Origin of the sequence: Neobacillus drentensis (assembly GCF_036965645.1) — a bacterium.
In the GTDB taxonomy this organism is placed as follows: Bacteria; Bacillota; Bacilli; order Bacillales; family Cytobacillaceae; genus Neobacillus; species Neobacillus drentensis_D.
In genome coordinates this window covers 1-13,670 of the sequence record NZ_JBALPZ010000020.1, presented here as the reverse complement: position 1 = coordinate 13,670, position 13,670 = coordinate 1, and the positions used below count along the sequence as shown (strand labels likewise).

15 protein-coding genes are annotated in these 13,670 nt (G+C 35.8%); 12 read left to right on the top strand and 3 right to left on the bottom strand.

What is annotated here, in order from left to right; all coding sequences use genetic code 11:
• Positions 1–268 precede the first annotated feature (268 nt).
• Positions 269–1,192, bottom strand: coding sequence for a polyisoprenyl-teichoic acid--peptidoglycan teichoic acid transferase TagU (tagU, locus tag V7266_RS03580; RefSeq protein ID WP_335465859.1), 924 nt, complete (start codon positions 1,190–1,192; stop codon positions 269–271).
• A 267-nt stretch (positions 1,193–1,459) separates the two neighbouring features.
• Between tagU and V7266_RS03575 the strand changes: the two genes are divergently transcribed.
• Both V7266_RS03575 and spoIIP read left to right on the top strand, forming a co-directional pair.
• Positions 1,460–1,615 (top strand): hypothetical protein, encoded by a 156-nt coding sequence (locus V7266_RS03575; RefSeq protein ID WP_335465858.1) that lies wholly within the window; start codon positions 1,460–1,462, stop codon positions 1,613–1,615.
• 232 nt (positions 1,616–1,847) lie between these two features.
• Positions 1,848–2,999 (top strand): stage II sporulation protein P, encoded by a 1,152-nt coding sequence (gene spoIIP / locus V7266_RS03570; RefSeq protein WP_335465856.1) that lies wholly within the window; start codon positions 1,848–1,850, stop codon positions 2,997–2,999.
• 257 nt (positions 3,000–3,256) lie between these two features.
• Here spoIIP and V7266_RS03565 read toward each other — a convergent pair whose 3' ends face one another.
• The gene (locus V7266_RS03565) at positions 3,257–3,688 is read right to left on the bottom strand and encodes a hypothetical protein (RefSeq protein ID WP_335465855.1); all 432 of its coding nucleotides are present in this window, start codon (positions 3,686–3,688) and stop codon (positions 3,257–3,259) included.
• 212 nt (positions 3,689–3,900) lie between these two features.
• On the opposite strand from V7266_RS03565, the gene V7266_RS03560 reads away from it, so the two are divergent.
• Positions 3,901–4,419: a hypothetical protein gene (locus V7266_RS03560; protein ID WP_335465854.1), complete on the top strand. Its 519-nt coding sequence runs from the start codon at positions 3,901–3,903 to the stop codon at positions 4,417–4,419.
• Between the two features lie 124 nt (positions 4,420–4,543).
• Positions 4,544–4,696 carry a hypothetical protein gene (locus V7266_RS03555; protein ID WP_335465852.1) on the top strand — a complete coding sequence of 51 codons (153 nt, stop codon included), beginning with the start codon at positions 4,544–4,546 and terminating at the stop codon, positions 4,694–4,696.
• Between the two features lie 190 nt (positions 4,697–4,886).
• Here V7266_RS03555 and V7266_RS03550 read toward each other — a convergent pair whose 3' ends face one another.
• Positions 4,887–5,657 (bottom strand): SGNH/GDSL hydrolase family protein, encoded by a 771-nt coding sequence (locus V7266_RS03550; protein WP_335465850.1) that lies wholly within the window; start codon positions 5,655–5,657, stop codon positions 4,887–4,889.
• Positions 5,658–5,868: 211 nt separating this feature from the next.
• On the opposite strand from V7266_RS03550, the gene V7266_RS03545 reads away from it, so the two are divergent.
• From V7266_RS03545 to V7266_RS03510, 8 genes are all read left to right on the top strand, one after another.
• The gene (locus V7266_RS03545; RefSeq protein ID WP_335465848.1) at positions 5,869–6,615 is read left to right on the top strand and encodes a YveK family protein; all 747 of its coding nucleotides are present in this window, start codon (positions 5,869–5,871) and stop codon (positions 6,613–6,615) included.
• Positions 6,608–7,309 (top strand): CpsD/CapB family tyrosine-protein kinase, encoded by a 702-nt coding sequence (locus tag V7266_RS03540; protein ID WP_335465847.1) that lies wholly within the window; start codon positions 6,608–6,610, stop codon positions 7,307–7,309. Before V7266_RS03545 ends, V7266_RS03540 begins: the two co-directional genes overlap by 8 nt.
• A gap of 56 nt (positions 7,310–7,365) precedes the next feature.
• Positions 7,366–8,127 carry a tyrosine-protein phosphatase gene (locus V7266_RS03535; protein ID WP_335465845.1) on the top strand — a complete coding sequence of 254 codons (762 nt, stop codon included), beginning with the start codon at positions 7,366–7,368 and terminating at the stop codon, positions 8,125–8,127.
• Positions 8,128–8,444: 317 nt separating this feature from the next.
• A complete protein-coding gene (locus tag V7266_RS03530; protein WP_335465844.1) occupies positions 8,445–10,271 on the top strand; it encodes a nucleoside-diphosphate sugar epimerase/dehydratase in 1,827 nt (608 codons plus the stop codon).
• A gap of 42 nt (positions 10,272–10,313) precedes the next feature.
• A complete protein-coding gene (gene galU / locus V7266_RS03525) occupies positions 10,314–11,192 on the top strand; it encodes a UTP--glucose-1-phosphate uridylyltransferase GalU (protein ID WP_335465843.1) in 879 nt (292 codons plus the stop codon).
• 36 nt (positions 11,193–11,228) lie between these two features.
• Complete coding sequence (locus V7266_RS03520) at positions 11,229–11,825, top strand: sugar transferase (RefSeq protein ID WP_335465841.1); 597 nt, start codon at positions 11,229–11,231, stop codon at positions 11,823–11,825.
• A 135-nt stretch (positions 11,826–11,960) separates the two neighbouring features.
• Positions 11,961–12,788 (top strand): glycosyltransferase, encoded by an 828-nt coding sequence (locus tag V7266_RS03515; protein WP_335465839.1) that lies wholly within the window; start codon positions 11,961–11,963, stop codon positions 12,786–12,788.
• Positions 12,789–12,896: 108 nt separating this feature from the next.
• Positions 12,897–13,670: DUF6625 family protein (locus tag V7266_RS03510; protein ID WP_335465838.1), on the top strand; the 774-nt coding region annotated here is incomplete at its 3' end.

The window sequence follows — 13,670 nt, the reverse complement described above, 5'->3', positions numbered from 1 at the left end:
AAATATAAGAGTAAGGAACTTTTGTGAATAGTAATTTTCTAAAGGAGTAACAACACATTTGAAGCCGTTTGACCGACTACCTAAATCCATTAAGAAAACACTCCGCTATATTAACCAAGATATTAAATCAATTGAAGCCTTAGAAGAAATTGAAAAAACTTTACATCACCATATTAAAAGGCGCAAGCATGAATTGAAAAAGGATTAACGGAGATTGCTGGCCAAATTAAAAAAGCTGATGGGGGATTCCATCAGCTTTTTTATCTATTTACTTAAGTTCTAATTGTGCTCTCAACTCATTTTGAAGTCTTTGCTTCTCAGCATCAGAAACTAAACCATAATAGATGCCGCCAATCTTAGTTCCTGTTTCTTTAATTTCCTCTTGGGTAATGTTACTGCCAACAGATTTATAATTCTTTTGAATATCCACCATTTCATCAAAAGTAAGGTTGGTTTTTACATTCTTTCCAAGAGCATTAAAGATATTTGAGTAATTCGTTAAGCTTGAAAGGCTCGCGCCTTCTTTAATGACGGCCTGGATGATTTGACGCTGTCTTTCTTGACGGCCAAAGTCACCGCGTGGGTCTTCGTGTCTCATTCTTGAGAAAGCTAGAGCTTGGTCACCATTTAAACTAATTTGACCTTTTGCAAAATGGTATCCACCATAAGAAAAATCTAAATCGTTTTGAACGGTAATACCGCCAACCGCATTAACAATATCTTTAAATCCTTCCATATTGACCTTCATATAATAATCAATCGGGATATTTAAGAAATTTTCCACCGTATCAACGGACATCTGTACACCGCCAAAAGCATATGCATGATTAATCTTATCCACAGTCCCATGACCAACAATTTCAGTGCGAGTATCACGCGGAATACTTAGCATCTTGACTGAATTAGTATTTGGATTAACAGTTAAGACAATCATTGTGTCAGATCGGCCTCTGTCGCCTGCTCGCTCATCGACACCAAGCATTAACACAGAGAAAGGATCTTTATTTGAAACTGCAACCGGTTCTGTACGCTTGTCAGATTGCTTTTTTTCAAGCGGTTCATTCATCGTTGTGACAGTATTTTTTAATGAACTATAAACATTATAAGCATAAACTCCAACACCAATAACAAGGAGAAGAAGTATAATTCCAGTGACCTTCAACCATGTTCTTTTTTTCTTTTTTTGAGCCATTCGATAATACCTCCAAAAAAATGACAAATATTTTGCACTCAGCTATTAGAATATCAAAAAAGTAGGAAAATAGATATAAAAAAAATATGGGATTTTTCTGGAAGTTATTATCTGGTCATGCTAAAGCAGTAAAAAGAACATGGAAGAACAAGGTCCCCGCCTTTCGAGCTATTTCCACATATACAGATGGAAATGTATTTACATTTCGACAGGTTTCTAGTAAAATGTGTAACTATTAAATGAACTAGAGGGGGAGGAATTCGGAAGTTGGAGCGTAATAATAAGATGAATTGTGAGAAAATTGCTGATTTTTCACAGATTGTGAAAAAAGCTTATGATAAAGGCGTGAACGAATCAGAAATCACACTGGAAAAACTAATCGAGGACCTAAAAGCAGATTTAAAAAATCTGGTCCTATCATAATATATACATTAGAGGGTGTCCCAAAAGTATTTTAAGGGTCACCCTTTTATTTTTCCATATTTAACGATATGGATAATGGATTTGTGGTAGACAATTTGGGCCCCTTTTGATAGGAAAATCAAAAATGGGACAACTGTAATACTGTCACCTATTTGTAAAATGAAAAAACATTATTTATTATCTTAAACTCCTTATTACATCATATACATGAGAGTTAAGGAGGTATTTTCCCATGAATCGGATCATTAGAATCTCACTAAAATTTATCTATCGCTCTGTCCTATTGGTTCTGTTAATGTTTCTCATTATTTCACTGGTTATCGTGTTACATGTAAATATTTCCTCCCTCAAAATGAGTAACTCTATCGGAATATTAAATGGAGAAAAACTCTTAGTGCAATTGTTCAAATTCGAGAATCATACGTATTTCCCTAAATCGAATCTCTCGGTATTGACCGTACCCAAGATAACAAACTTAGCATTCCAACTAGCCACCACCGTCAAACCAACAGATGCAAGAACGTTTTTAGGGAATGAAATACCGGGATTAAGAATATATGACACAGAGATCGTCGTAGCAGGGGAAGGGACGAACCTCACGAATCTTCCAAAGGAATCTGCTCCTCCAGATAAGGTATTACGAAATGAGCGGAAAGCATCGGAGGGAAAATTAAAAGAAAGTCAATCAACTGATGACGGTCAACCAAACAACCCAAAAAATAAAACAGTCTATATTTATCATACACATAGTTGGGAGTCATTCCTCCCAGTTTTAAAAGATGCTGCAAAACCTGACGATGCCATAAGCTCGGATGAAAGGGTGAATGTCATTGGTTTAGGGAGTCGTTTGGCGAAAGATTTAATGAGTAAAGGAATTGGCGTTGAGCACGACAAAACAAATATGACTCAAGAATTACTGAAAAAAGGATGGCAATCCACAAAAGCCTATACAGAATCCCGAGAGATTGTGGAAGCAGCCGCAACCACTAATCATCAATTAAACTATTTTATTGATATTCACCGTGATTCACTACGAAAAGAAATCACTACTAAAATGATTAATGGTAAAAGCTATGCCAGGCTCTATTTTGTAATAGGAAGAGAAAACAAAAATTATCTCGAAAATCTAGAATTGGCCAAAACACTGAATGCGGAGTTAGAAAAAAAGTATCCTGGAATTAGTAGAGGGGTGTTTCTAAAAACGTATAAGGATGGGAACGGTGTCTACAATCAAGATATCTCAAATCATTCAATGCTGCTGGAAATTGGTGGTGTAGATAATAGTTTGAGTGATCTTCATAACACAATCGACGTATTTGCAGAGGTACTTGCTGATTATTATTGGAAATCAAATGAATCAAAAGAGGTGAATGGGAATGGGTAAGTTTCCTCCGTCATCTGTTACATGGCTCATTTTTACCTTCTTTAGTAGTTTACTATCTTTTTACTTCACAGGTTTATCGAATATAACACTTAGTTCCTTCATTACTGGGTTTGTTTTTTCAGTAGGATCTCTATATAGGAATAATTTATAAAAAGCCAACAGACCATCAAAATGATGGTCTGTTTTATTAGGTAAATCAGAATGTATCCCCTTGTTCACAGTAATCCTCAATAGTACGATTAAGAACCTCATAATGATCAACTTTTTACCTTAGATGATTGTTCTCGATCCTTTAAAATTTCTTGGATGATTTCGATATGAACAGAAGCCCAAGATTTTTCATGAAAGTGAAGAATAACACTTAGGGAAAGGATGGATATATAGGCGAGAACAAAGAACATCCATAGTAAGCTTCCCTCTTTAAATAGGAATTTTTGTAATTGCTCTGAAAATAGGAGTAAGAGCCAAGGGCCAGAAGATACAAGAATAGGAATCATTCCGGAGCCATTTTTCTCTTTGATCATGCAAAAATATATCTTTTTTAATGTAGGGCTTTCAATATCCATATAAAAGTTCTGAACTTTTTCAATTTGGTTCAGTTCCTTTACTGATTTAAAAGATTGTTCCTTGTTCAATGCCCTTTTTAGTTTCAGATAAATTTTATGAGCATCTCCTCGAAATGAAAACATATAAAAACACTTTCCCCCATCAACAGACTCATTACTAGAAGGCTTCACAAATATGGTTTCGTCTATACATGATTCGTGTGAATTTTATTTAGGTTCCTTCCATGCCAGGGATGAAATTAGGACTGATCTACTACAATATGTAAAAAAGAAAGGATTTTAGCGGAAACTTGACGAAATTATAGTAATATATTTCATTCAAGGGAGCGACTTCTATGAGAAGCAGCAGGCCCTATAAATCCCCTCGTGCAGCGTTGGTATGGTCACTCGTTCTTCCGGGATTTGGGCAACTCTACAACAAGGATTACTTTGTGGGTAGTCTATTACTAGTATTAGAATTCTTAATCAACTTGAAGTCACATTTAAATCTAGTATTAGTAAGTACATTCAATGGGGATATCCTGCAGGCACACCAGGCGGTGAATTATGGGTGGGGACTATTCTATCCTTCCATCTACGGATTTGCGCTCTGGCAGGCCTATAATTCGGCAAAGGCCAATAATCATAAACTCGAGGGGAAAACCGTCGAAAAACGAACCTATTATACGGGATTCTTTATTGGGCTGGTCATTGGCATAGATTTCGGATTATTTTGGCATGATGTCCATTTGATCAAAACGGTCCCCTTATTGGACTACCCGGTCTTTAATGGAGTATTAGTTGGAATGCTGCTAGGCTTATTAGGTCATCTTCTTGAAAAAAAATATCGAAAAACACGAGTAAAGCAGGTATAACCAGTACTAATTTCGACCTTTTTCACAAAATTCCCACATATTTAAACTGGAAATGTATTTACAATCAAAAAGAATTCTAGTAAAATATGTAACTAGTTAGCTCTAAGTAGGAGGGAATGGGGAATTGGATAGAGGAAATAAAGACAATAATCAGAATATTGTCGATTTTTCACAGATTGTGAAAAAAGCATATGAAAAAGGTGTCAATGAATCGGAAATCACGCTAGAAAAATTAATTGAGGATATAAAAACAGATTTAAGACAACTAGTCATCTGATAAACTTTATAATAGATACTCGGGCTATAAGGAAACCTTGATAGCCTTTTTTGTCGTCTAGGAAATTATACATTCTAGTAAAAAGAGTAGGCATTGATTTCTTATTTCTAACCGAGTTTCTACTATTATATATGTAGTAAAAGCGTTTACAAAAATACCGTTTAAAAAGGCGAACGCTATATAGTGTTCGCTACTTGTCTGTGAAGTATTTAATTAAGTAATGACTCCATACTTGGTTCCCTTTTTCACTAGGAGCACTCATATCCGGCAGTAAATATTCTTTCAATGCAACTGTATTTGGATCCGGCCAAGCTGTCCAGTGATTAAGATAGGTGAGATGTTTTTCCTCCGCGTACTTCCTCAACACATCTACCTGGCTAGGATAAATCATGGCTTTATAAACTGGATAAGATGGTTGGAGGATAAAGGTGGTCTTAGGATTTTTGGCTTTAATGCCGTTCATCAGCAAGGTAAGATCGTCTAATGTCTTCTCAACCAAGACTTCGCCATTATTCAGTAAGATAAAAGGTTCAATGACAATTAAATCAGCATGTGCTTCTGCAATTTCTTTCTGTTTGTTAGCAGCAATAAATTGAGTTGACGTTAATGGATAGGTTTTAATTGATACTTGCATGTTCTTCTGCCCAAACGTTTGAATTAGCTGATCTCGGACAATCGGGAAGGTTCCCTCTGTTGCAGAGCCGATAGCAGGTGATCCTACGAATAAAACCTTAAAAGGACGTTTGTCATCCAGTGCCTTCTTAAATTGTTCAATAGCTGGTGCCGGCCACTTGCTAGAATGAGCCAATAATTGTCCGTATAGGTCTTTTTGCCTATTGGTTATCTTTTGCTCCGCTGCTTCCTTTGGTGCTGCTTCAATCCTTTGATTCCAGTGAGATTGACCAAAATAAAGGACGGCAGCGCACGAAAAACCTAGTAATATCGTTAGGATCTTTTTCATTTTTCAGTAGTACCCCCAAATAGTTTTGCACACTCATTATAGCAAAAATAAACTAGAAATTTAATCCAATTGAAAATAATACTTCAAAAAATTACAAAAAGGTGTAAAATATATCAAGTAAAAAGGAAAAAAACTAGGAAATATGTCGGAAAGTGTTATATCTATGATATAATTACACTCGTGCCATTTTACATAATTTTGGGAGGATAACATGGAAGAGACCATTAGTTTAAAAGAGTTACTTCAAACACTTCGCAAGCGATTAAGTTTAATACTGAGCATAACATTTATTGCCATATTAGTTAGTGGGATAGTGAGTTTTTATTTCCTAACACCCATCTATCAAGCATCCACACAATTGCTAGTTAACCAGTCTAAAAGCGACCAGACTGTTTACCAAACCAACGAAGTTCAAACCAACCTTCAATTAATAAACACCTACAATGTCATTATTAAAAGCCCAGCTATACTAGATCTAGTTATTAAAGAATTAAATCTGGATTTGACAGCAAATGCCCTAAATTCTAAGATCACGGTCCAAAATGAAAAGGATTCACAAGTAGTCAATTTATCTGTTCAGGATACAAATCCAAAAATGGCAGCCGCTATTGCCAATAAAACAGCAGAAGTATTCAAAACAGAAATAGTAAAAATCATGAGTGTCGATAACGTAAGCATCTTAGCAAAAGCAAATGTCGCAGAAAATCCATCCCCAATTAAACCAAGACCATTATTAAACATTGCGATTGCGATGGTAGTGGGCTTAATGGCGGGAGTAGGGCTGGCCTTCTTGTTAGAGTATTTTGATAATACGATTAAAAATGAACAAGAAATTGAAAATCTCCTTGGTCTCTCAGTACTAGGCGTCATTGCCACCATGGATGACACGGACTTTAAAAAGAGCCAAAAAAGGCAGGCAGGACGCAACGCAAAAGTAAGAGGTGAAACCATTGGCTAATAAGAAAAAGAAACATAATGCTATTAACAATAAAAAAACATTGATTACACTTCTGAACTCTAAATCACCGATCTCAGAACAATACAGAACGATTAGGACCAATATCCAATTCTCCTCGGTTGATCAAGAGATAAGGTCCCTAATGGTGACATCATCTGGACCAAGTGAAGGGAAGTCAACAACCATTGCCAATTTAGCTGTGGTATTTGCTCAACAAGGAAAGAAAGTATTACTTATAGATGCCGATTTGAGAAAACCAACGGTTCATTATACCTTCAATCAAACCAATACATTTGGCTTAACCACTGTGCTGACAAAGCAAATAACGCTGGGAAATGCCATAACGGTAACAGATGAGAAAAACCTGTTCTTATTAACAAGCGGGCCCATTCCGCCTAACCCAGCGGAATTGCTAAGCTCAAAAGCAATGGAGCAGTTTTTTGATGAGGCGCTAGGCCAGTTTGACATGATCCTATTCGATACACCGCCATTATTAGCCGTTACGGATGCACAGATTCTCGCCAATAAATGTGAAGGAACGATTCTCGTTGTTTCAAGTGGGAAAACAGAGCGTGAACAGGCAGTAAAGGCGAAGGAAATGTTGGACACTGCCCAAAGTAAACTACTTGGTGTTGTCTTAAATAATAAGAAAATACAAAACTCCAACTACTATTATTACTATGGTGGTAAGTGAGGACTCTCACAATCCACTTGTATTAAATATTTGACTGTAAAAGAGAGGGGTGCCCAATGATTGATATACATTGTCATATCTTGCCTGGAATAGATGATGGAGCCCAGACTGTTGAAGAAAGCCTAAAAATGGCATTGGAAGCAGAAAAGGAAGGAATCCGCACCATTATCGCAACTCCTCATCTAAATAGTCATTATAATAACCGAAAACCATCCATTCTGGAAAAAGTAGTAGAGCTAAATCGTGCATTAGTAGAAGCGAGTATTAGTATTGAGATTTTAGTTGGGCAAGAACCGAGAATCTATGGTGAATTAGTAGAGGATTATGAAAAAAATGAGATACAAACCTTAAATCACAGCCAATATTTATTTATTGAATTTCCTACCAATCATGTTCCGAGATATACAGAAAAACTTCTATATGACTTACAGGTAAAAGGATTAATGCCAATTATTGTCCATCCTGAACGAAATTCGGAGCTTATCGAACGACCCGAATTACTACATAACTTGGTTGAAAAGGGTGCCTTAACACAAGTCACGGCATCCAGTCTATGCGGATATTTTGGTAAAAAAATTAAAAGTTTTTCCATGCAGCTTATTGAAGCGAATTTAACTCATTTCATTGCTTCTGATGCCCATAATACAAACAATCGATCTTTTAAAATGTCAGAAGCTTTTGATTTTATCGACGAAAAATACGGAAGCGATTTTGTGTATTTATTCAAAGAAAACGCAGAGTTACTAATCTCCGGGAAAAATATAATGAAAGAAATTCCGGTTCAAATAAAAAAGAAAAAGAAGTTTCTATTCTTTTAGAGATAGATGCGTTAAAAATGACTAAATCGTATTTACTTTCTTAATTAGGTGTACGCTTGATTCGGCGAGGCTCTCCTGTCCGTTATCCATGGGGGCACTCGGTCATACAGTAGGTCATAGGGGACTTAGACGCTTGTCGTCGGTAGTATGATGTGAGGAAGGGTTAGAATCCCATTTTAAAATAGAAGATAATAAATATCTAATGTAAGAATAAGTGTGAACTCGCTTACAATTCCATTAGGTATTTTTTTTGCCCGTATGCTTTAGTGAGGGAAAGTATAAAGAGATAAAGAGAGATAAAGAGGGGGAAAATAGGAGTGACTTATGGGAAGAGATTGACCGCACTTGCGTTATTAGATTCCATAATCGTGTTGACAGCCGTATACATAAGCTATTTTACGCTGAATCCAGAATTACAAGTTTTTAAGATTCCGATGCTGCTTGTTACATCCGTTACCTTATTAGTGAGCCATCATGTATTTGCTTCTATTTATAAGCTCTATCATAAGGCATGGGAATATGCGAGTGTAGGCGAGCTATTCGCCATTGTAAAGGCAGTGACATTTACCATAATGGTAACAGCCATTCTGCAAGAAGTTGTTTTTCATAATATGTACGTCAGAGCCTTAATGATTACCTGGATGCTGTATGTACTACTTATTGGTGGAACGCGTTTTTCCTGGAGAGTGTTTCGTGATAATTTCATCACAAAGCAATCCAATGTGAAACGGACCTTAATCATTGGGGCAGGCAGAGGCGGTACAATGGTAGCTCGGCAATTGCTTAGTAACCATGATATTGATTTAAGACCTGTTGCCTTTGTTGACGATGATTCAAAGAAACATAAACTAGATATTCTTGGGATTACCGTTGTGGGGGATTCCAGTCACATTAAGGAAACGGTAGAAAAATACAAGATAGATAATATCATTATTGCCATTCCTTCTTTACCTCAGAAAGCATTAAATCGAATCTTTGAAGAATGTGCGAAAACAAAGGCCAAAACGCAGATTATTCCTAAGTTGGAAGACCTAATGACGGGAAAAATAACCGTTAACCAATTCCGGGATGTTCAGGTGGAGGATTTATTAGGACGAGAACCAGTAGAGTTAGATATTGCTGGAATTTCTGAAAAGGTTTCGGGTAAGACCGTCATGATCACTGGTGCTGGGGGCTCGATTGGTTCGGAGATTTGCCGTCAGATTTGTAAATTTAATCCCAGGAAAATTGTTCTGTTAGGACATGGGGAAAACAGTATTTACTTAATTGATATGGAACTGCGGAGAGAGTATCAGAATCAAATTGAGATTGTTCCAGTTATAGGGGACATACAGGACAGAGCTAGAATTTTTGAAGTAATGGAAGAGCATCAGCCATTTGTGGTATATCATGCGGCTGCACATAAGCATGTACCATTAATGGAATATAATCCGAGAGAAGCGGTTAAAAACAATATATTTGGAACTAGGAATGTAGCAGAAGCTTCGGATACCTTTGGTGTTAATACGTTTGTGTTAATTTCTTCGGATAAGGCAGTAAATCCACCGAATGTCATGGGAGCGACGAAGCGGTTTGCGGAGATGATTATTCAGAGTCTAGCTCCTTCTAGTCATACAAAGTTCGTTGCCGTTCGGTTTGGAAATGTGTTGGGAAGCCGTGGTAGTGTTATTCCGCTATTTAAAAAGCAAATTGCTGCAGGTGGTCCGGTTACAGTTACTCATCCTGAAATGACTCGGTACTTCATGACGATTCCTGAAGCGTCAAGACTAGTTATTCAAGCGGGATCGTTAGCTCGCGGCGGTGAGGTATTTGTCCTTGATATGGGTGAGCCGGTTAAGATTGTGGATTTGGCAAAGAATCTTATTAAGTTATCAGGATATACAGAAGAAGAAATCGGGATTCATTACACGGGCCTCAGACCCGGGGAGAAGATGTATGAGGAGCTCCTTAATGAGAATGAAGTACATCCAGAGCATGTCTTTCCTAAGATTCATATTGGGAAGGCGAAGGTTATTCATGCCACGGCATTAGGTGAGTTAATTGAAAGTCTATTAATTATGTCTGAACAAGAGATGCACGATACGTTAATAGCAGTAGCTAATAATAAATTTGATAGGGCGACCGCTTTAACGACGGCTAACTAATCAATGTGTTATATAAAGATTGTTATTTAAGGTGGAGTTTATATGAAAAAGGTACGTAAAGCAATCATACCGGCAGCCGGACTCGGAACACGTTTCCTTCCAGCTACAAAAGCAATGCCTAAAGAAATGTTACCGATTGTTGATAAGCCTACTATTCAATATATAGTTGAAGAAGCTATTGCTTCAGGGATTGAAGACATAATTATTGTAACAGGCAAAGGAAAAAGAGCAATCGAAGATCATTTTGATTTTGCTCCAGAACTAGAGCAAAATTTAATAGAAAAAGGTAAAACAGAACTGCTAGAAAAAGTTCGTTATTCTTCAAATTTAGCAGATATACATTATATACGACAAAAAGAGCCCAAAGGTTTAGGACATGCGGTGTGGTGTGCAAGAAATTTCATTGGTAATGAACCATTTGCAGTTTTACTGGGGGATGATGTTGTCCAGAGTGAAACGCCTTGCTTAAGACAGCTTATAGATGTATATGATGGAACACGATCTTCTGTTATTGGAGTGCAAGCAGTGCCACATGACCAAACGGATCGTTATGGGATAGTAGAACCTTCAGTTCAGGATGGCAGAAGATATCAAGTGAATAATTTTGTTGAAAAGCCAAAGTCGGGGACTGCTCCATCTAATCTTGCCATAATGGGACGATACATTCTTACACCTGAGATCTTTATGTTTTTAGAACAGCAGCAGACGGGTGCAGGTGGAGAAATCCAGTTAACAGATGCCATCCAGAAGCTAAACCAAATTCAAAGGGTTTTTGCCTATGATTTTGAAGGTAAACGGTATGATGTGGGAGAGAAGATAGGTTTTGTTAAGACTACGATAGAATTTGCATTGCAAGAACCTACATTACGTAACGACATTCTCGCATTTATCGGGCAATTATTAGAGACAGAAAAGGTTTAGTCAATATCTAACATTTTTCTGATAGGAGTGTATTGCGTGATTTATAAAAAATATATAAAAAAATTATTAGATATGATTTTAGCGTTTATTGGAATTGTAGTTCTTTCCCCAGTGTTCATAGTATTAATCATATGTATTAAGCTTGATTCAAAGGGCCCGGTGCTATTTAGACAACGCAGGATTGGAATAGGAAAATCAGAGTTTTATATATTAAAATTTAGAACGATGAAGATTGACACACCAAAAGATACTCCGACTCATCTATTACAGGATCCTGCCAGCTATATTACTAGGGTCGGTAAATTTATGAGGAAAACTAGTTTGGATGAACTTCCACAGATTATCAATATACTAAAGGGTGAAATGAGTATTATTGGTCCAAGACCTTGTCTTTGGAATCAGTATGATTTAATAGATGAGCGTGATAAATATGGAGCAAATGATGTGTCACCTGGGTTGACTGGATGGGCTCAAATTAATGGACGTGATGAGCTTCCTATTAAGATAAAGGCAAAGTTAGACGGGGAGTATGTTAGAAAAATTAGTTTCTGGATGGATACAAAATGCTTCTGTAAGACCATCGTAAGTGTTATTAAAAGTGATGGGGTTGTTGAAGGTGAGAAAGGAACTTAAAGATATTTTAATAGAGAGTAGTAAAGTTTACTGTAGAGAAACTGTAGGTAGATAAAATTAATTTTGGCAATTCAAGGGTAGTGAACTAACCAATAGAAAAGTTAATTTGCAACATGAGTTAATGGAGGCTGATTTATGAATTTTTCTGTTTTATTATCAGTTTATTTTAAAGAAAAAAGTGAATTTTTAGATCAAGCGCTACAAAGCATTCTAATAAAACAGAGTGTAATTCCGAATGAAGTTATCTTAGTAAAAGATGGACCATTAACAGTGGAACTAGAAGAGATAATCGAAAAATACAAAATAAACTTTCCTGAAATAATAAAAATAATACCATTGGAAAAGAATGTTGGATTAGGGAAAGCTCTTGAAATAGGGTTGAAAGCTTGCAGCAATGAATTGGTGGCAAGAGCTGATACCGACGATATAAACTATCCAAAGAGATTTGAAAAACAGCTTAAAGAATTTTTGAATGATCCCGAATTAGATGCAGTTGGATCATATATATCGGAATTTTATAATTCTAAAGATGAGATTATATTTATAAAACAAGTGCCCTTGTCTAATTCTGAAATTATTAGAAAGTCCAAACGTCGTAATCCAATGAACCATATGACAGTGATGTTTAAAAAGAAATCAGTAATCGATGTTGGGAGTTACAAACATTTATTTTATCTTGAGGATTATTATCTATGGGTAAGATTGCTAAGCAATGGTGCTATACTAAAAAATGTCGGAGAACCTCTTGTATACGTTAGAACTGGAGAGGATTTGTATTCAAGAAGAAGCAATCCAAAGTATATAACAAGTTGGTTTAACCTCCAGAAATTTATGTATTCTAGAAGAATGATTGGCAAAACTGATTATTTCATTAACATGGTGAATATAATTTCTTTTATTCTAATTCCTCCTAGATTAAAAAAATACATCTACAAATTTTATTTAAGAAAAGCTACTTCGTAATGTACTTTGTCTTTCCTCAAAAAACCAATTTGGTATTAGGCCAAAGTATATAAAGTAATTTAAGCTTTTGTTAAGCCTTAATATTGTGCTAGGAGGGATAATAGAATAATGAAAATCTGTGTAATTATACCTTACTTCGGGAAGCTTCCTGAACATTTTGAACTATGGTACCAATCCTGTGCAAATAATAAGAATATTGATTGGATTTTAATCACTGATGTAAATCGTCACTTTTCACCAGTAGAAAACATAAGGGTAATAAATAAGAACCTTAATTGGGTAAATGATTTAATTAAAAACAAGATAGACAATAAATATAAAATTGATAGCCCTTATAAATTATGTGATTACAAGCCGTTGTATGGTGTTTTATTTGAAGATCTTTTAGGCGGTTACGATTATTGGGGATATTGTGATATGGATCTAATTTTTGGTGACATTAAATCCTACTTTTCAGATGGAATGATTAAACAATACGATACTATGCAGATATGGGGACATTTTACATTAATTAAAAATGATCCAATTTATTTGTATTCATTGTTAAATGAATTAAAAGATAATTTTGAGCTAGAAAAAATATTGCATAGTAAAATTGTGTGGGCAATAGATGAATACGCACTTCCTGCTATAAATGAAAAATTGGGAAAGAAAATCTATATAAATTACGAAATTATTGCAGATATTATACCGTTTAGGAAAAACCTTTGTATATCTAATGGTAAAAGGTATGTTTTCAAATATGAAAATGGGAAAGTGACCGGCTATTATTTAGATGAAACCAAAAACTTAAAAACTGAAGAATATATGTATATACATTTTCAAAAGAGAACGTTATTAGTAAGTGAAAATATTAGTACTAGCGAGTATTATATCATCGAT